General features: G+C 58.3%; 14 protein-coding genes. 6 read left to right on the top strand and 8 right to left on the bottom strand.

What is annotated here, in order from left to right; genetic code table 11:
- Position 1 precedes the first annotated feature (1 nt).
- The 3 genes from cydB (at position 2) to FA91_RS05165 (ending at position 1,535) form a co-directional block, all read left to right on the top strand.
- Complete coding sequence (cydB, locus tag FA91_RS05170) at positions 2-1,009, top strand: cytochrome d ubiquinol oxidase subunit II (RefSeq protein ID WP_034913213.1); 1,008 nt, start codon at positions 2-4, stop codon at positions 1,007-1,009.
- A complete protein-coding gene (locus FA91_RS20385; RefSeq protein WP_072032293.1) occupies positions 993-1,157 on the top strand; it encodes a DUF2474 domain-containing protein in 165 nt (54 codons plus the stop codon). Before cydB ends, FA91_RS20385 begins: the two co-directional genes overlap by 17 nt.
- 120 nt (positions 1,158-1,277) lie before the next feature.
- Positions 1,278-1,535, top strand: coding sequence for a CsbD family protein (locus FA91_RS05165; RefSeq protein ID WP_034913209.1), 258 nt, complete (start codon positions 1,278-1,280; stop codon positions 1,533-1,535).
- A gap of 46 nt (positions 1,536-1,581) precedes the next feature.
- Here the strand turns inward: FA91_RS05165 and fetB are convergent, their stop codons facing one another.
- The 4 genes from fetB to pqqU all read right to left on the bottom strand — a co-directional run bounded on the left by fetB (position 1,582) and on the right by pqqU (position 7,695).
- On the bottom strand, positions 1,582-2,349 hold the full coding sequence (gene fetB / locus FA91_RS05160) for an iron export ABC transporter permease subunit FetB (RefSeq protein ID WP_034913206.1): 768 nt from the start codon (positions 2,347-2,349) through the stop codon (positions 1,582-1,584).
- Complete coding sequence (fetA, locus tag FA91_RS05155; protein WP_034913205.1) at positions 2,336-2,998, bottom strand: iron ABC transporter ATP-binding protein FetA; 663 nt, start codon at positions 2,996-2,998, stop codon at positions 2,336-2,338. Before fetA ends, fetB begins: the two co-directional genes overlap by 14 nt.
- Positions 2,999-3,124: 126 nt before the next feature.
- A complete protein-coding gene (locus tag FA91_RS05150; protein ID WP_034918990.1) occupies positions 3,125-5,518 on the bottom strand; it encodes a glucose/quinate/shikimate family membrane-bound PQQ-dependent dehydrogenase in 2,394 nt (797 codons plus the stop codon).
- A gap of 98 nt (positions 5,519-5,616) precedes the next feature.
- A complete protein-coding gene (gene pqqU / locus FA91_RS05145) occupies positions 5,617-7,695 on the bottom strand; it encodes a TonB-dependent receptor PqqU (protein ID WP_051937405.1) in 2,079 nt (692 codons plus the stop codon).
- A gap of 396 nt (positions 7,696-8,091) precedes the next feature.
- On the opposite strand from pqqU, the gene FA91_RS05140 reads away from it, so the two are divergent.
- Together FA91_RS05140 and FA91_RS05135 are read left to right on the top strand one after the other, a co-directional pair.
- Complete coding sequence (locus tag FA91_RS05140; RefSeq protein ID WP_034913203.1) at positions 8,092-8,463, top strand: hypothetical protein; 372 nt, start codon at positions 8,092-8,094, stop codon at positions 8,461-8,463.
- Positions 8,464-8,526: 63 nt separating this feature from the next.
- Positions 8,527-9,666: an iron-containing alcohol dehydrogenase gene (locus tag FA91_RS05135; protein ID WP_034913201.1), complete on the top strand. Its 1,140-nt coding sequence runs from the start codon at positions 8,527-8,529 to the stop codon at positions 9,664-9,666.
- On the opposite strand, the gene FA91_RS05130 is transcribed toward FA91_RS05135, so the two are convergent.
- The gene (locus FA91_RS05130; protein WP_034913198.1) at positions 9,663-10,523 is read right to left on the bottom strand and encodes an aldo/keto reductase family oxidoreductase; all 861 of its coding nucleotides are present in this window, start codon (positions 10,521-10,523) and stop codon (positions 9,663-9,665) included. The two genes, FA91_RS05135 and FA91_RS05130, sit on opposite strands and share 4 nt — an antisense overlap.
- A 96-nt stretch (positions 10,524-10,619) precedes the next feature.
- On the opposite strand from FA91_RS05130, the gene FA91_RS05125 reads away from it, so the two are divergent.
- Entirely contained in the window at positions 10,620-11,561 is a 942-nt protein-coding gene (locus FA91_RS05125; protein WP_051937033.1) for a LysR family transcriptional regulator, read from the top strand.
- On the opposite strand, the gene FA91_RS05120 is transcribed toward FA91_RS05125, so the two are convergent.
- From FA91_RS05120 to FA91_RS05110, 3 genes are all read right to left on the bottom strand, one after another.
- A complete protein-coding gene (locus FA91_RS05120; RefSeq protein ID WP_034918984.1) occupies positions 11,535-11,951 on the bottom strand; it encodes an RcnB family protein in 417 nt (138 codons plus the stop codon). The two genes, FA91_RS05125 and FA91_RS05120, sit on opposite strands and share 27 nt — an antisense overlap.
- 166 nt (positions 11,952-12,117) lie before the next feature.
- Positions 12,118-12,528: a type III secretion system chaperone gene (locus tag FA91_RS05115; RefSeq protein ID WP_034913195.1), complete on the bottom strand. Its 411-nt coding sequence runs from the start codon at positions 12,526-12,528 to the stop codon at positions 12,118-12,120.
- A gap of 17 nt (positions 12,529-12,545) precedes the next feature.
- On the bottom strand, positions 12,546-18,305 hold the full coding sequence (locus tag FA91_RS05110; RefSeq protein ID WP_034913194.1) for an AvrE-family type 3 secretion system effector: 5,760 nt from the start codon (positions 18,303-18,305) through the stop codon (positions 12,546-12,548).
- Positions 18,306-18,581 lie beyond the last annotated feature (276 nt).

Raw genomic sequence — 18,581 nt, 5'->3', positions numbered from 1 at the left:
CGTGGGCATCGATCTCCCAATTATCTGGTTTACCATCATCGTGTTTTCCACGCTGATGTATATCGTGATGGACGGATTCGATCTGGGCATCGGCATTCTTTTCCCGTTCAATAAAGATGCCACCGAGCGCGACATGATGGTGAATACCGTCGCGCCGGTGTGGGATGGCAACGAGACCTGGCTGGTGCTCGGCGGCGCAGGTCTGTACGGGGCGTTTCCGCTGGCCTATGCGGTCATTATCGACGCCCTTTCGGTGCCGCTGACGGTGATGCTGATCGGGCTGATTTTTCGCGGCGTGGCCTTTGAATTCCGCTTCAAAGCCACCGAAGAGCACCGCCCTTTTTGGGATAAGTCGTTTATCGCCGGATCGTTTTTAGCCACCTTTAGTCAGGGGGTTGTGCTCGGCTCTTTCATTAACGGCTTTGAAGTGACCGGCCGCGCGTACAGCGGCCCTGAGCTGCTGTGGCTGACGCCGTTTGCGCTGTTCTGCGGTCTGGGCCTGGTGGTTGCCTACGCGCTGCTCGGTAGCAGCTGGCTGATTATGAAAACCGAAGGCGAGCTGCATCGTAAAATGACCGCGCTGACGCGTCCGTTGCTGCTGGCGCTGCTGGCTATTATTGTTGTGGTCAGCATCTGGACGCCGCTTCAGCACGCGGACATCATGCACCGCTGGTTTACCCTGCCGAACCTGTTCTGGTTCCTGCCGGTGCCGGTGCTGGTGCTGCTGGTGTCAGTATTGCTGCTGCGCGCGCTCAGACGCCACGCGCACTATGCGCCTTTCCTGTTGACGCTGGCGCTGGTCTTCCTGGGTTTTACCGGCCTCGGCATCAGCATCTGGCCCGATATCATTCCGCCCTCCATCACCATCTGGCAGGCCGCCTCACCGCCGCAGAGCCTGAGCTTTATGCTGGTTGGCAGCCTGATTATCATTCCTGTGATCCTGGTTTACACCTTCTGGAGCTACTACGTTTTCCGGGGGAAAATCAAGCCGGATGCGGGTTATCACTGATTCACTGACGGGAGGTGATATGGTTTCTCCACTCTGGAAACGCCTGATGTGGCTGGTGGTTATCTATGCGGGCAGCGTGATGGCGCTCGGCGTGGTCGCTACGCTGTTTCGCCTGATGATGACCGCCGCTGGCATGAAGTCACACTAGCGCAGTCACTCCTTCTTACTGCTGTCATAATTTTAAACACTACCGCAGCGGTAAGATTGCCATGATGGTCTATGCTTAATCCTGTTCATGAGGAAATCATGCCATCAAGAAGGAGGAAGTATGAGTTTATTAGATAAAGCTAACGATAAAGCTGAAGAAGCGCTGGGTAAAGGCCAGGAGCAGTTCGGTAAAGCTTCCGATTCGCCAGAGCATGAGCTGAAAGGCAAAGCGCGCCAGACCGCCGCAAAAGCCTCTTACGCTGTTGATGACGCGCTGGACTGCGTGAAAAGCAAAACCCAGGATTCCCCTTTCGCCGCGCTGGCCTTTGCCGCGGGCGTTGGATTCCTGGTTGCGAAGATCTTTGGTGGTCGTCGCTAAGCCAGTCCCCGCTTTGATAAAAAGGCCGACGCTGTCGGCCTTTTTTTTATTCCTCAATCCTGAGCTGCGCGCGCGGCGTGTAAAAGCGACGAGACGTCAGATAGGCGGTTAACACGGTTGCGAGACTGGCAGTCCCTAACAGCATGAACGTCACCATAATCTGATATTTAATCGCCAGCAAGGGATCGATACCGGCAAAAATGAGTCCGGACATCATGCCCGGCAGGCTGACCAGCCCGACGGTTTTAGCGGCATCGACGGTTGGGATCAGCGCAGCGCGAATGCTGTCACGGACGATCTCCGCCGAAGCCAGTTTTACTGAGGCGCCCAGCGCCAGTTTCTCCATAATCTGCTGTTTGTCGCTGTAAAAACGCCGATCCAGATTGCTGAAGCACAGGCCAACCGCCACCATGGCGTTACCGGCGATCATCCCCGAAAGCGGTATCACCTGCCCAGGCACAAAATGGATCGCGCGACTTAAGGTCAAAATCATCAGGGTGGTCACGGTGCTGGCGGTAATCGCCAGAAAAGCGATGGCAAAGGCGCGATCGCTGTGCTGACTGCGTTTGCGCGCATTCAGCGCGGCATTCAGGCAGATAAACAGCACCATCGCCACCGTCAGCGTAACGTTGCTGACCGCGAAAAGCATTTTCAGTACCGCGCCGACGATCAGTAGCTGGACGACCGCGCGAAACACGCTCCAGAGAATATCGCGCCCCAGGCCAAGCCGCTCTTTTGCGCTGATCGCCAGCGCAATCGCCACCAGCATCAACGCCATTCCTAATGACTGCGTGGTGATATCAGGCTGATTCATGCTGCCTCCCGACGGGCCTGAGCGCTAACAGGCGGGAGGCCTGCGCGATCTCCGATGGATCGTGGCTGACCCAAACCGCCGCCATGCCGTGCTGGTTGATAAGCTCGTCGATCAGCTGGTGAATAACCCGTTTGTTCTGCTCATCCAGCGCGCTGGTTACCTCATCCAACAGCAGCACCTGCGGTAAAAATTGCAGGTTGCGCAGCAGTGCGACCCGCTGTTTTTCGCCGCCGGAAAGCTGCGTCACCGGCGTGTCGAGCAGATCGTCGGCAAGATTCACCCGGCGGAGCCAGCGTTGCAGCGTGGCGCGTTCGGGCCGTTTTTGCCGGATCTGCCAGGGGAACGCCAGGTTATCCCACACCGTTTCACCAAACAGTGCGGGGGTCTGGCTGCACCAGGAAACCTGCTGACGGTAGGCTTCGGGCTTCAGTTCGCTGACGGGCCGTCCGCTGAAGAAAATCGCGCCGCTGGCAGGTTCAAGCAGCGACGCGAGGATCTTCAACAGCGTGCTTTTACCGCAGCCGGAAGGGCCGGTAACGTGCAGCCGTTCACCGGCGTTGAGCGTAAAGGAGACGGGGGCGAGACGCTGGCGGCCTGCCTGTGAACAGGTCACGTCACGCACGTCCAGCAAAGGTGAGATAATCGACATCGTTTCGTCCTGAAAAAATCGTCGCCGTGATAATAGCGCAATCGGCTTTGTTTACGCCTCTCTTTTTGCCAGAGCAAAAAAAAAGGGACAACGTTATGTTGTCCCTTTAAACAATCTTACTGACAATTATTTCTTCGCGTCGTCCGGCAGCGCGTAGGCAACAATATAGTCGCCCAGTTTGGTGCCAAACGAACCGTGCCCGCCAGCGGCGATCAGCACATACTGCTTGCCGTTCACCTCATAGGTCATCGGCGTTGCCTGGCCGCCCGCAGGCAGGCGCGCTTCCCACAGCTTGTCGCCGTTGGTGACGTTAAAGGCGCGCAGGTAGTTATCTGCCGTCGCAGCGATGAACATCACGTTACCCGCCGTAGAGATCGGCCCGCCAAGCATCGGCATACCCATCCTGAACGGCAGCGGCAGAGGCGAGCTGTCGTAGACCGTACCAATACGTTTTTTCCACGCGATCTGGTTGGTTTTCAGATCCACCGCAGAAACGTAGCCCCAGGCGGGCTGCTTGCACGGAAAACCGGTCGGCGCCAGGAACGGATTCAGCGTCACGCCGTAAGGCACGCCGTACTGCGGCTGAACGCCAGTTTCCGTGCCGCTGCCGCCTTTATCGTTCTCATTCGGCCACAGCGGATTATTCGGCCCGCGCGGGATCAGACGAGAAACGAACGGCAGCGCCATCGGGTTAGTCACCGCAATCTGACGATCGGTATCCACCGAGATGCCGCCCCATTCGAACATGCCGAGGTTGCCAGGGAACACCAGCGTGCCCTGCTCGGACGGCGGCGTGAACGGGCCTTCGTAGCGCAGGCTATGGAACATCACGCGGCAGATCAGCTGATCGTAAATGGTGGCGCCCCACATATCCGCCCCGGTGAGGTTTTTCTTCGGACGGTAGGTCAGTTCCGAATAAGGCTGCGTCGGCGACAGGCGATCGCCCTTCGCCGGCCCCTGCGGAACCGGGGTTTCCGGCGCGGGCACCACGGTTTTACCGGTGCGGCGATCCAGCACGAAAATATTGCCGGTTTTCGCCGGAACGTAAATCACCGGCACGGTATTGCCGCTCTTGTCGGTGATGTCAGCCAGCGTTGGCTGAGCCGGTACGTCCATATCCCAGAGATCGTGATGCACGGTCTGATAGAACCAGGCAAGCTTGCCGGTGGTGGCATTCAGCGCCAGCATGCCGCTGGCGAAGCGCTCCATTTCCGGCGTGCGGTTGCCGCCCCAGATATCCGGCGTGGTCACGCCAATCGGCAGATAGACCAGATCCAGTTTTGCATCGTAGGCGGCGGGCGCCCAGGAGTTAGGTGAGTTAGCCACATAGTGCTGCTCGCCTTCCGGCAGCACGTTAGGATCTTTCGCGCCGGTATCGAAGGCCCACAGCAGCTTACCGGTGTTCACATCAAAGCCACGGATGACGCCAGACGGCTCGCGGGTGGAGTAGTTATCGGTTACCGCGCCCGCTATCACGATGGTGGTGTCGGTGATCACCGGCGGCGAAGTCGGCTCATAGGCTCCCGCGCGCGCGTTCGGCATATTCTGTTGCAGGTTTACCTTACCGTTTTCGCCAAATTCAGGGCACGGCGCACCGGTTTCAGCGTCCAGCGCATACAGGTTGCCGTCGTTGACCGGCAGGATAATACGGCGCGCGCAGAGCGCAGGCTGGCTGCCCGCAGGCACGGCGGCCGCTTCAGGCATTTCGTGGTAAGAGACGCCGCGACAGGTGACGTGCTGGAACGACGGATCGGTCTTCAGTTGCGGATCGAACTTCCACTTCTGCTTGCCGGTTGCGGCATCAAGCGCAAACAGGATCTGATGCGGCGTACACAGGTAGAGTGAGTTGCCCATTTTGATCGGGGTGACTTCGTTGGTCAGTTCGCCCGGATCGGTGGCGCGCTTCATGTCGCCGGTGCGGAAGGTCCAGGCCTCTTTCAACTGACCGACGTTTTTGTCGTTGATCTGCGTCAGGGGTGAATAGCGCGTGCCTCCCTGCGTGCGACCATAGGCGGGCCAGTCGCCTGCGGCAATGCCGTCCGTTGATTTCGCAACGTTGGAAGCCTGCGCCGGGCTGAGCGAGCCGTTGATCTCCTGCGGATCGTTAAATACGGCGTAGACCAGCGCGACCACGGTCACCGCCAGCACCGCGCCAAGCGCGCCGCGTGCGGCTTTACCTTCGCTGAGGCCCCGGTAAACAAACGGCAGAACCAGCCACAGGCCGAGGAAGAAGGTGACGTCGAGACGCGGCGTCAGCGCCCAAAAGTCGCTGCCCACTTCCCATAGCGACCAAATCAAAGTAGCCAGCAGGAACAACGCGTACAGCAGCAGCGCGGAAGAACGACGACGGAACAGCAGCCAGGCAACGATCAGCTCAACCACGCCGGCTGCGATGTAATACACCGAGCCGCCCAGTTTCGCCAGCCAGATGCCGCCAATGAGCAGATACGCTCCGCTGATGGCGGCAAAGACAGCCGTCAGTACCACGATCGCTCGTGAAACCGATGTTTTAGACATAATATTTTCCCTTACCAAAATGTAACGCCTTCGATTTAGCGCACAGGCCAAATCGCTTAAAACACCCTCGCCGTGCACCACGGTCGGGGCTGTTATGAATTCTATTGAAACGTATAGCTGAGCGAGGCGCCGACGCCGTAGTTACGCCCCGGCGCGGGTTCGTAATAGCGACCGTTGCCTTCATTGACGATCACCGATCCCGCGTAGGTTTTATCAAACAGATTATCAACGCGGCCAGACAGGTCGAGCGACCACTTGTCCTGCGTAAAGCGGTAGCCGCTGCTCAGGCCCGCTACCGTGTAAGACGGCGCTTTTGCATTGTTTTCGTCATTGGCCTGAATGCTGCTCAGATAGCGAATATCCACACCTGCGTGCCAGCCCGCATCCGGCATCCATCCCAGCGAAGCATAGCCCATATTGCGCGACACACCCGGTAAGCGATTGCCCGCCGGTGTACAGTTACCGCTGTCGTCGCAGGTTTCATTGCGGTAGGTGGCGTCCAGCCAGGTCCAGGCCATCTGCATCCGCCAGTTCTCTGCAAACTGCTGATCAAAAGAGAGCTCAACGCCGCGACGACGGGTTTTGCCCGCATTTTTATACACGGAGCGGCCGTTGCTGCTGTCTGCCACTACCAGTTCGTTATCGGTATTGGTCTGAAACAACGCGGCGGTGAGCAGGCCATAGCCTATGCGGGTTTTGCTGCCTAACTCGAAGGTGTCGCTGGTGGACGGCTTCAGCCCCAGGTTCAGGCCGGTCTGGCTACCGTCAACCGAGCGATAAGAGAGTTCGTTGATGGTGGGCGTTTCAAAACCACGCCCGGCGGAGAAGTAGAGGTTCCAGGCATCGGTCACTGCATAGTTGAGCGCGCCCATCGGCAGCAGTTTGTGATAGCGCTTACTGCCGCTGTCGTCTCCATTCCCCGGCGCGATATAGTAATCTTCCGCATCAAAACTGACGGTGCTGTAGCGCACGCCGGCATCCAGCGTCCATTTTGGCGTCAGCCGCCAGCTGGTTTGCAGGTAGGGATCGAGGTTCCACATCACGTTCTTTTCGTTGCGGCGCTGGCCGCCCTTTTCGCCATACTGCGGCGTGTCGTTCAGCAGGGTAAAGTTTTCGAAGCCCTGACGCCGTTCAGTCATGGTTTCATAATCCAGCCCGCCGGTGAGAGAAAAGGGCACATCGCCCAGCTGGTCATCATGTTGCCAGCGCGTATCCACGCCGGCGTATTTGCGCTCAAGCACAATAACGCCGCCCGGATACGCCGGACGTAACTGAGGGGCCATTGGGATCGACTGATACTGCGTGGTATGACGTTCGCCGTGCCAGGCGGTCAGCGTCAGCCGATCGTTGTCGCTCATCTCGCGCGCGTAGCGCAGGCCAAGCTGGGTTTGATCGAGGGTTTTGCGGGTGTTGAAGCTATCGCCACGCGGCGACTGGCGCGGGTTCTCCCGCCACTCATCACGCGTCAGCCCGCCCGGATCGTTGGCATCAACGGAGACGCTGTTAAACATCAGCGTCAGGGTGCTGACCTCGTCGATCCGCACGCCGAGCTTGCCGTTGCCCAGACTTTTCTGCGTGCCGCTGTGGTCGCGAAAACCATGAGTGGTAAAGCGCGAACCGGAGATCAGATAGTTGACGTCGCCCACGTGAGTGCCATCGCCGGTGGCGCCGCTGGCTTTCACGCTGTTGCGCCAGCTCGCGTTGCTGCCGTACCAGGTGCCCGCACTGAGGGTTGTCGGCGCGCTGCCGGTTTCGCTGTCGATATTGACCACGCCGCCGGAGGCGTTGCCATAGAGCGCAGAGTACGGCCCACGCAGGACATCAACGTGATCGATGGAGCCGATATCAATGTTGGAGGTTTGCCCCTGCCCGTCCGGCATGGTCGCCGGAATACCGTCGACGTAGACCCGCACACCGCGCACGCCATACATGGATCGGCTGCCGAAGCCGCGTACCGATAGCTGAAGGTCCTGCGCGTAGTTTTGACGATTCTGGATCTGCAAGCCCGGTACGCCGCTCAGCCCTTCCGACAAATTTACCTGCGCGCGATCCCGGCGCAGATCGTCGCCGTTGATCACGCTGACCGCAGCGGGCGTGTCCAGTTCGGAAAGGCCACGCGGCTGGCCAATAACGATCAGTGAATCGCCCTGCGCATAGCTGACCACGGCGGGCAGTAACATCGGGACGATCAGAAAAGCGAAGGTTTTGTTGTTCACAGCATCGGTTCGGTATGAGTAAGGTTTAAAACGTCTCAGCGTTCAGGCTGCGGCACGCACATGCAGATTAGTATATAACCACTCTGAAAACCTGCCCGCGCGCCGTCGTTTTTATGAAAAACCAGCGGGCCGCCCGGAGAACAGGTTTACGGCTGTCATCAGCGCTTAAACGGGAGGAACGTGCCAAAAAGATGCCGGATTGTAGCATTCAGTCGCGGCTTTACGAAGTTATGTTAATGCGATAGCTGAATTGATTCAGTTAAATGCCACAAAATGATCACAATTGCGCAGGTTTTGCGAATGTCATACGCTGCAAGCGGCGACTATACTTAACCGCTCCGATCACAGACAGGACGAGCTATGCGCAGGCTGGATAACACACTATATCGCGCTGCTGGCGTGGGGCTGACGCTGTTGCTGTTGGCAGGCTGCGCCTCGGACGACAAGGGTATGGCCTGTCAGGGCAAAATGGAAACGCTGACCGGCCAGGCGCTCGGCAATATCGAAGGCACGGTCACCGATCGCTTCACCTCGTTCAGCGTTGACGTTGATGAGCCGGAACTGTCGCTGGAAAGCGGCCTGCTGCAAAGCAATGACCGGGAACGCTATTTCCCGTCCGCCGTAACCCGTGAAGGCTGGCTGGCGCAGCGCCTCTCCGACACGCGCTTCAGCGTGATTAACGCGCCGCAGGACAAAATGATCGTCTTCTCCTGCCCTTCCCGCGCGATTTAAGCGCTTGCCGACGGCGTTATGCTATAACCTTTCTTTTACGTTTGCGTAATAAGGATAATAAGCATGAGCGCCAGTCAGATGATTGCCAACCGTCACACCTTTTTCGGCCGTGGAAGCCTGCGCGAACTGCTGCCGTTACTGAGCGCCGATCCGCAGCCAACGCTGCTGTTCTGCGGAAGGTCTTTTTTAGCGGGTGACGCCTGGGCCGCGTTGGAAAACGACCTGACGCCGCTGCTGGTCGGTCATGAGATTGTCAGCCATGAAGCGTCGCCGGTGGAAATCGACGCCTGGGTCGACCGCTGGCGCGGCAGGGCGCAACGGGTGGTGGCCATCGGCGGAGGCAGCGTGCTTGATGCGGCAAAGGCTTTTGCCGCCCTCAGTCAGCATCCGTTAAACACGCTGCGTTATCTGGAAAAAGTGGGCGATACGGCGGTAACCGGCGCCACGCTGCCGCTGATCGCCATTCCCACCACCGCCGGAACCGGCAGCGAAGTGACGCAGAACGCGGTGGTTACCGATAAAACGGATAACAAGGTAAAGGCCTCGCTGCGTCATCCTGCCTTCGTGCCACAGGTGGCGATCCTCGATCCCGACCTGCTGCGCGGCGCGCCGGACCACGTGCTGGCCTGCTGCGCCATCGACGCCTTTACCCATCTGTTTGAAGCGTACCTTTCTGCGAAGGGCAACCTGTTCACCCGCCAGATGGCGCTGAACGGCATGCGGTCGTTTATCACTGCCTGGCCCCGCCTGAACAGCGACGACGAAGCCGGAGACATCGCGCGTGAGCAGATGATGATGGCGTCCTGGCTTGGCGGTCTGAGTTTGAGTATGGCCGGGCTGGGTGTGATCCACGGCATCGCCGGTGAGCTGGGCGCGATAAAAGATTATCACCACGGCGAGGTTTGCGGCCGCCTGCTGCTGCCTTTTCTGGAAATTTCAGGAAAGAGCGACCACCCGCAACAGCAGGCGTTGATGAGCGATCTTGCCAATACGCTGTTTCCGGCTTTCACCCTGCCGCCCGCCAGGCTTCTGGCCGAATGGCTGAAGGAGAACGCCATCGTGCCGTTCTGGCAAACGCCGCAGACGCTGACGCAGGCTGAAGTGAGCTGGATCCTCGCCCGCTCAAACAGTAAAAACGCGCTGGTGACCTACAGCGAAGAGCAACAGCGCGCGATGCTGGAAGCGGCATACGATATCGTTTAAGCGGCCATACCGTTCAGCTTTTTCACCGCTGCTTCCGGCAGAACCAGATCCGCCGCCGCCAGGTTTTCACGCAGGTGGGTGGTTGATGAGGTGCCGGGGATCAGCAGAATGTTGGGCGAGCGCTGGAGAAGCCACGCCAGCGCGACCTGCATCGGCGTGGCGTTGAGCGACTGCGCGACCTCATTCAGCGCCGCCGACTGAAGCGGCGAAAAACCGCCGAGCGGGAAAAACGGCACGTAAGCAATCCCCCGGGCGGCCAGGCTGTCAACCAGCGCGTCGTCCTGCCGGTTCGCCAGATTGTAGAGGTTTTGTACGCAGACAATCGGCGCGATCGCCTGCGCATCGGCCACCTGCTTCGCGGTGACGTTGCTCAGGCCGATGTGGCGGATCAGCCCCTGCTCCTGCAACGCCAGCAGCGCGCGCAGTGGCGCGTCGAGCGACCCTTCAACCGGCTTCGCCATATCCAGCATGCTGCGCAGGTTAACCACCTCCAGCGTCTCCAGCCCCAGATTTTCCAGATTCTCCTCCACCGCGCGGGTCAGTTCGCTGGCGGAAAATGCGGGCAGCCAGTTGCCCTGCTCGTCACGCTTCGCGCCCACCTTGGTGACGATGCACAGCGTATCGGCATAGGGATGCAGCGCCTTTTTGATCAGGCGGTTGGTCACGTGCGGGCCGTAGAAATCGGACGTATCGATCATCGTCACGCCAGCCGCGACGGCATCGCGCAGCACCTGCACCGCCGCCTGTTCATCTTTTGGCGGGCCAAAAACGCCGGGGCCGGCTAACTGCATGGCGCCGTAGCCCATCCGGCTGATTGTACGATCGCCTAACGTCCAGGAAAGTGTATGTTCTGACATCGCAGACCTCCTCAGTGAGTGTTCAATGATTGTACAGGGCGTCAGGCTGTGTCACTATCCGGCAAAATCATGACACGCTGTACGAGGAGACGCACAATGAAGCTGGATATGGCCCTGTTGCATGCGGTGGTGGCGGTAGCAAAGGCAGGCGGTTTTCGCGAAGCGGCGCGCGTTACCGGCAGCAACCCTTCTCGCCTCAGCGACGCGGTACGCCGCGCGGAGCAGCAGCTGGGCGTGCGGCTGTTCAACCGCACCACGCGCACGGTGGCGCTCACCGAGGTGGGCAGAATGCTGATGGAGCGCCTGCTTCCGGCCATGAATGAAATGGAATCTGCGCTGGATGATATTAACCGCTACCGCGATACGCCTGCCGGAACGCTGCGGCTGAACGTGCCAATCAGCGCGGCGCGGCTGGTATTACCGGCGCTGGTGCCTGGTTTCCTCGCCCGCTATCCGGATATCCGGCTCGACGTGGTGGCGGAGAGCAACGTGCAGGATGTGTTCCGCGACGGCTGCGACGCGGGCATTCGCTACGAGGAACGGCTGGAGCAGGACGTCATCGCCATTCCCATCGGCCCGCGTGAACAACGCTTTGCCCTCGCCGCCTCGCCTGATTACCTTGCGCGACACGGCAGCCCTGAACATCCCAAAGATTTGATACACCATCGCTGTATTCAGGGGCGCTTCGCCAGCGGCATCGTGCCGGAGTGGGAGTTTGAGAAAGCAGGCGAAAGCGTTAACGTGCAGCCGGGCGGACAGCTTCTGGTCAGCATTGGCGGCGCGGTAGATTTGGGGGTGGAAACGGCGATAGCGGGCGGCGGGATTATCTATCTGTTTGAGCAGTGGCTGCAACCGACGTTCGACAGCGGCAGGCTGGTGCCGGTGTTGCCGGAGTGGTGGCTTACTTTCTCCGGCCCGTGGCTCTATTACCCGGATCGCCGCCTGATCCCCGCGCCGCTTCAGGCATTTATCGATTTCGTGCGCGAGAAACAGACGGCCGTTTCACCTGTATTACAGAGCGTTATGCAACAGGATTGAGGTGATTACACCGGTCGCGGCAGCGATCAGCACGTAATTCCCGTCGATATACGCCCAGTGCTGACCACGCGGTGGTTCGCCAAGGCCACGGTCGCGCCAGTCGTTAACGCGGTAAGGCGCGCTGTCGAAATGCGCAGGCAAACGATGGCCGCGACGGAAATCCTGCCCCTGCCACGCAAAACTGTCGCGTGACGCATAATGGCGGTCGTCATGACGGCGCTCGTCGTGATGACTGTCGCCGCGCGGGCCACCACGATCCGATCTGGCGTCGTGGCCACCCTGCGCCTGATGCCTGAACTGCGGCTGGCCCGGAGGCCCTTCAGCCTGCGTTACGCCGGAAAAACCTGCGGTAACAGCCGCAATCAGAAATGCCACAGTGGTCTTTTTCATGGTGATATCCTCAATTTTCACGCGGCTTCAGGTACGCCGCTGAGGCTCACTATCGTTCACTCCTTACTGAAAAAATACCACTCCTTGTCCTAAAACCCTATATTTTACGGTACTTTATCATTCCTTAGCGCTTTCATTACATTATGAATGGATTGTGATGCGTGCGTCAGGCTGCCTCGCGGATCTCATTGAGGAATTCGCTTACCTCCTGCGCCTGAGTGATAAACCCCTCCAGCATCTGGCTGAAGGTGCGCGCGTCCAGCCCGCTGACGGAGAGCTGGCTGCACAGCCGCAGGCAGTCGTCTCCGTCCAGTGCCAGCCAGCAACCGCGCATGGCGTTCATCTCAAAATTCAGCGCCAGCAGCATACGCAGACGGTTTTCTGACGCGGTAGCCTGCATATTCTCTAACTGACAGTGAAAAAGCACACAGTCGCTGTCGGCAGGCAGCTCAACCACCGCCACCTCCTGCCTGTCGCCGTTGACCAGCGCGCAAACGCCGTCGTTGAGGCTGAGCGTCGTATTGTGGCGACGCCCCCAGGCGGCAAGGTACTGATTAACGCTATCGGTGATGGACATTTTTTCTCCTTAAGGGATTACCTGAGCACGAAGTCAGCCTGCTGTGCCTGACGCAGCGTGTCGGCAAGACGGTCGTTGATTTTAGCGATGCGGCCATCCAGCGTGTAGCCGGTCGGGAGATCCTGATCCTTGCCGTAGCTGAAACTGATTTTCCCCAGGCTGCGTTTCATCGCCACCGAGGCGCTGTTTGAGCCGCCCAGCAGGAAAGCAGGCGTGGCAAAACCATCGCTTTTGGTCTGGGTTTTAGTGAAATCGATCGATTTGACGCGCATTTTTGAATAATCGACCAGCTCCTGGCTCAAATCATCCGGCACCTTGCCGCCGTTCAGCAGCCGATCTTCAAGATCGTCGCGCGCGTCATCTTTCATCTCAAGCGTCACTACCGCCGTGGCGCTGGTATTGTCCTTCAGCGAGGACAGCGTTTCCTTTAGCCGCTCGTCGTTTTCCGCCAGTTGAATCACCTTTTCTACCGCTTCAGAGGCCAGCAGGCCGCCAAGCAGCTTCGCCAGGTTGTCTTTCAGGCTGTCGCCGGTCACTTTGTTCATGTTGGAGAAGGTGACTTTGTGCTCACCGCTGTCCAGCAGGAGGTTGCCCTCCTCCCACGCTTTCTGCTGGCGAATATGCTTATCAAGATCGCGAAGCGCGCCCCGCTGCGCATTGTTACGGCTGTCATAATTGCGCGGGGTAAAGTGCGCGTCGAGCCTGTCCAGCTTCTGCTTTGGCGTCATCGCCGTTTTGTCTTCGTCTTTCTTCGGATCTTTTAAATCTTCCATCAGCTTTGCCGTTTTGGGATCGGTGAAGCTTTTCCCCATCGACTCGGTCAGCTTATCCATATCTGTCCCTGCCAGCGGACGGGGAACTTTGGTTCCCATAGAAAGATTGTGCCGGGTGGTACTGTCCACGCTGCGCTGGATACTGGCCGCCGGCCCGGAGAAAACGGGCATGCGGCCTTTATCGTTTTGGATAATCACGCCGGTCGGCAAAGCAAAGTTGCCGCCGATGGCGCCTCGGTTGAACGCCTGAAGGTGATTATTGCTGCGGCCTTTCGCATTACCGTCTTCTTTACGGCTGCTTTCGCGTTCGCGTGATGCATAGGCCAGGTTTGCCGACATATAACCTCCCAGGCCAGCGCGAAAGCTTGCGGGCGTCTCTTTTTCAGCCTTAGAGGTGAACGGTAGACCCACTGAGGCCATACCGGCCAGGTTGGCGTCCAGACTCACACTCATCACGTTACCATGCCTGACGCTATGGTTGATGCCGCGGTCAAGCAGCGAAAGCGGATCGAGTTTTCCTTCGGCCAGACCCTGAATAAACGCCGGAAACTCTGCTTCGGTAATTTCAAAACTGACGCCGTTTTGTTTTTTCAGATCCAGCGGAGTGGCGGAGATCCCGCCGCCGAAGCGTACCCCCGGTGAGAGCTCGCGTTCGCTGCCTAAGTGTACCGGATGACTTTTCATGTGATCGGTAAGAATGTTGTAACCCGCGCCGCCAATCACCGTTACGCTGCCGCCGCCGTCGCGACCAAAGCTGACGTTAATACCGCCTTCGCTACGCGTCAGGCTGAGGTTATAGCCTCTGTCCAGGCTCCCGCGTCCGCCTATCCCGATAAAGACTTCGTTGCCGGGAATGTCAGGCACGCCGGTCACGGTGCTGGTCACGCCATAGGCGCGGCTGAACGAGATGCTTTCATCCTTCTCCATTGACAAAATGGTTTTTCGCAGGTTTTCCGCCAGCTCCGTATTATTCGCGGAGCGCGTGACGGTACGCGCGGTGACGCTGACGGCGTGGTTCTCCTCGCTGAATGCCCTCATCATGGTTTTCATGGCGTCGTAGTTGGCCTCCAGCCGGTCATTGTCGCCAAAGCCCTGCCGCGTGATGCGGGTGATCGGGTTATCCATCCAGCCGTTATCCCGCAGCGCGGTAAACTCTTTCTCCAGCGACGCCAGCTCTTTCGTCTTCGCCTCGCCCTGCTTTTTCATTGCCTCGCCCACCCGAAAGGTTAAGTCGTGCAGCTTTGCAGAGGTCACGCCGTCGAGGATCAGACGCGATTTGATCAGTCCCGTTTCATCGTATTTATCGCGATGCAGCCCCAGCGGCACGTTCCCCGCTTTCTGATGGGAGAGTTTGACGTTTTTGGTATGTAAGGTATTCAGGGCCGCATGGGCGTGTTTTTTATTGCTGGCCGGATACTCCCCAAAAAGCCGGGTGAGTTTATCGGTTAACTCGCCGTTGCGGGTGCTGGCCGGGTTCAGGTGATTGGTCATCGCAGTGAACCCTTTACTGACCTCATTTTTATCCTGCCCGTAGTGATCTTTCAACTGCGTTGCGTGACGCGCCGCGCTCTCCGCCAGCACGGTGCTAAAGCTTTGTACCTCGGCCAGCCATGCCGGTGCGCCTGCAATCGACAGGGCGGAAATCTGCTCATCCAGCGGCTGGTCGTCGATGCGTCGCGGAGGATGAGCGAGGTGATGTTCAAGCGCGTTAAGCTGTTTACCCTGCTCCTGATAGATAGCGTTCAATCCCTGGCGTCCGCCGTAGCTGTGCTGCATCAGATCCACCATATTCTTTACCGGACGGCCGTGAACCACCGGGCGAAATACAAAGGTGTTAAGGCGGGTACGGAACGGCGTGTGCACTTTATAGCCATCGTGGCCGGTCTGACCGAAAGTATTAACTTCCTGTTTGTAAGTCAGGCCGGATGTCCCCACCCGCCCCTCGGGCGTGGCAGAACTGATACGATCGTAATATTTTCTTGCGTAATTTTTGCCATCCCCGGCAGGAAAAATGTCTTTCTCATTAATCTCTTTCCATTTGGTGGTTTTTTTATCGTTATCTCTCTCACAGGCGATAAGCTTACCGTCAGTGGTTTTAGCCAGTAAGCGGTTGCGCTGATTGACAATAAATTTGTCGGCGACCGTATCTTCGAGGTTGGCGTTATTGCCGATTTTTGCAGGAAGCGCCTCCATCTTCATTTTGCTGAGGTCGCCTTTCAGCCAGTCCGCCTGCGCAACGCTGAATATTTTGCCTTTATCACTGAGCAAAAAGAGGCTGTTGTCCGTGCCAATCGCCATATCTTTGGCTTTATGCCCCTCGACCGGCCCCTGTTTTTTACTGCCTCGCGTTTCTGCGCCGATCATCGCCTGTTGCAGGCTTTGATGGTTGATATCAACAGGCGCCTGGCGATCGCGACGGTTGTCGGCATTAACGTGACGGATATGCAGGTTGCCGTTCTCTTCCAGCGCCGCAAAGCGGCCGTTATCCAGCGCGCCGATCGCCACCAGTTCCAGGTTTTTATCCAGTCCGGCCATGGCAAGATCTTCACTGAAGCTTTTTTTCACCTTGCTCAGGGCAAACGCGTTCTGTTCAGCATTGATTTTGTTGCTGGTGAAGTTCATCTTCAGCCGTTTCAGTTCGTTACCTTCGGTACGTATCCAGGCCTGACCATCCTGCCCGCAGCGTACCGCTTTCGCTTTAACCTCTGTCGCCTCCCAGTTTTGGGTGGTGTCGTTAAAAAAGTGTATTTTATCGTCATGTAGCGTCACCAGGCCGCCCTGACCCACGCTTACCGTATCCTGTGGTTCCGGTTTTAACTGCGGCAACCCTTTCTGAAAATCCATGACCATGCTGTCGCTCAGGTTCCATGTCGAAGGCACATGCCGTATATCGTGCGGATGGTTTAAGGCAATCGCATGTTTGCGATCCTGGCCATCCTTAACGATAACGTGAAGCTGGCGATCGTCGCCATGCACCACGTCCTCCACGTGAAACCTGTTGCCAACCACGTTTTTTATCTGATTGTTGAGGCGATTCTGTAAGGTTAGCGCTTCACCCTCACTGAATTTCAGCTCGCCGCTCTCATCGGCATGGCTGGCCACCCGCAGCTTACCCTGATAATCGGCGGCAAAAACGTGGCTTTGGTCCTGGGCGATGGCGGCCAGTTCGATATCTGCTGGTTTGACGGTCAGCGTCTGATGCCTGTTCGCCGGTGCATCAAGCCGGGGAAGCAGTGTGAGGCTCTGCTTATGCGTGGTTTCGTTCTTAAGCAGCAGCAGCGCCTTACCGTCAGGCGCGACGGCAGCCTTGCCGATTTTGTCGTCCATTTTTTCACTGTGGATGTGCGTTTCAAGGTTGCAAAGGCGGGTGCTGTCGTGGACGCAATAGAGCTGGTTGTCGCCCTGTCGGCTCAGCTGAGCGATATCTTTATCCGCTTCCAGGCCGGGCGGCGTGGCAACTTTCCACGCTTCCCCGCCCGGCGCCATCTGATAGGCCTTTTTGTCATGAATACGCCACGACTGTTTCCCGTCCTGTTGCGCATACACGCCGGTGAGCTGGCTCAAAACGGCAGCGTCAGGCAGTTTCATTTTGGCAGGAACGCGTGTATGCACGCGCTTTTGACTGACCTCGACCTGGTTGTTGCCATTGCTGAGCTTCAGCGTGTGGTCGGTTGCTCCTCTTTGAGTGGAACGCGAGGACGCCGATCCGGGCGTTGGAGTGCGCTGCCATTTTCCCTCTATTTTACTGGAGGCAACGCCCGTCAACGCATCAGTGGAAGAGTGAACGGCGAGCAGCCTGCCGCTGTCCTCCAGCAGAATATGCTGCTGGTTATCGCTGCTTGACGCGATGTCCTGGTAGTGCTGCTTATCACGTCCGATCGTTTGCTTCAGCAGCTCAACCCGTATGGCAGGCCCACGGAGCAGGATTGCTTTACCCTCGTCCAGGCGTAGTTTAACCGCCGCCTCGTTGCGCGGCATGGCAGCCTGGGTGACGGGCGGGCGGGGAGAACCAAAGCGACGCAGTTCTATCCCGTCTTCGCTGTTGGGCGCGGCGGTAGATACTTCGCTGGAGGCGCGCTGGCTGGACGCGACAGAGCGCGAGCCGTTCCGTTCAGAATTGACCGGGCTGGCCTCCCGCTGCGACGATGCGAAACGACGCGGCGAGGCACCGTCTTCGCTGCGAAGGGACGCGGTGGACGTTTCGCCCGATGCGCGCGATCCGTCGCGGGTGCTGCTCCGCGCCGAACCAGGCGGGCTGTTTTCGCGGCGCGATGAATCAAAGCGACGCGGCGAGGCACCGTCTTCGCTGCGAAGGGACGCGGTGGACGTTTCGCCCGATGAACGCGATCCGTCGCGGGCGCTGCTCCGCACCGAACCGGGCGGGCTGTTTTCGCGGCGCGATGAATCAAAGCGACGCAGCGAGGCGCCGTCTTCGCTGCGAAGGGACGCGGTGGACGTTTCGCCCGATGCGCGCGATCCGTCGCGGGCGCTGCTCCGCGCCGAACCGGGCGGGCTGTTTTCGCGGCGCGATGAATCAAAGCGACGCAGCGAGGCGCCGTCTTCGCTATTGGGTGACGCGGTGGAAGCCTCACTCCATACCCGGTCGAGCGCCTGGCCTAATCCTTCCGTGTCACGATCGGGCAGATTAAGCTGAAGCTGTGGCGCGGGCGTGCTAAGAGTGCGCATGGCAATGTTGTGTGTTTCATCCGCGGGCGCGGACGGATGCGAAGAGGCATTTTTATTACGAAAAAGCGGCTTGTGGATAAAGGCGCGAAAGCGATCGCCGGTGGTGGCCCGCGTCCCGCGATCCTGGTGCAATCCCTCGCCTGGCGCGAAGGTGTGTTCGCCGGCCGTGGCGATCGGCGTTCCCCCGCCCGATTGTCGTGGTGCTGCGGGCTGCTGGGCAAGAACGCCCTGTCCCCGCTGCGTTGAAGGTGCGCCGCTGGCGCGTTGAGTATTGTGCAGGCCAAATGCGGAAATAAAATTCCTGGTCACAAACGACACAATGTTCTCTCCTGAATGATTTTACACTCCGGGCGTGTTTATGTGTGGTGAGGCGCCACCGACGGTTCCCGGCTTCGTTTCTTTTTTTAGAAAAAAAGGAAAATTAAAAAAAGAAAACAGTGATGCTGCACACATTTTAAACAATAAGGGAATGCTATTTTTAATTTGTCCTAATTTAGGATTAATTAAAAAGTAATCAACTGAGGTTTGAGAGCACGTGACACTGTCCGTCGGTGAGCGGTAAGGCCGGCAATCTGATTTGACCACTGTGGGGTT

It is taken from the genome of Erwinia sp. 9145, assembly GCF_000745075.1.
Lineage (GTDB): Bacteria > Pseudomonadota > Gammaproteobacteria > Enterobacterales > Enterobacteriaceae > Erwinia > Erwinia oleae.
Note: the sequence above shows the minus strand (reverse complement) of the source record. Positions and strands in the feature narration are given on the sequence as shown.

What these genes read in the sequence shown, in the direction of transcription:
- FA91_RS05165 (WP_034913209.1), top strand. Translation starts at nt 1,278, where the DNA reads ATGAGTTTATTAGATAAAGCTAACGATAAAGCTGAAGAAGCGCTGGGT.
- fetB (WP_034913206.1), bottom strand. Translation starts at nt 2,349, where the DNA reads ATGAATCAGCCTGATATCACCACGCAGTCATTAGGAATGGCGTTGATG.
- FA91_RS05135 (WP_034913201.1), top strand. Translation starts at nt 8,527, where the DNA reads ATGAGCGCCAGTCAGATGATTGCCAACCGTCACACCTTTTTCGGCCGT.
- FA91_RS05120 (WP_034918984.1), bottom strand. Translation starts at nt 11,951, where the DNA reads ATGAAAAAGACCACTGTGGCATTTCTGATTGCGGCTGTTACCGCAGGT.
- FA91_RS20385 (WP_072032293.1), top strand. Translation starts at nt 993, where the DNA reads ATGCGGGTTATCACTGATTCACTGACGGGAGGTGATATGGTTTCTCCA.
- pqqU (WP_051937405.1), bottom strand. Translation starts at nt 7,695, where the DNA reads ATGTTACTGCCCGCCGTGGTCAGCTATGCGCAGGGCGATTCACTGATC.
- FA91_RS05130 (WP_034913198.1), bottom strand. Translation starts at nt 10,523, where the DNA reads ATGTCAGAACATACACTTTCCTGGACGTTAGGCGATCGTACAATCAGC.
- FA91_RS05140 (WP_034913203.1), top strand. Translation starts at nt 8,092, where the DNA reads ATGCGCAGGCTGGATAACACACTATATCGCGCTGCTGGCGTGGGGCTG.
- FA91_RS05115 (WP_034913195.1), bottom strand. Translation starts at nt 12,528, where the DNA reads ATGTCCATCACCGATAGCGTTAATCAGTACCTTGCCGCCTGGGGGCGT.
- FA91_RS05125 (WP_051937033.1), top strand. Translation starts at nt 10,620, where the DNA reads ATGAAGCTGGATATGGCCCTGTTGCATGCGGTGGTGGCGGTAGCAAAG.
- fetA (WP_034913205.1), bottom strand. Translation starts at nt 2,998, where the DNA reads ATGTCGATTATCTCACCTTTGCTGGACGTGCGTGACGTGACCTGTTCA.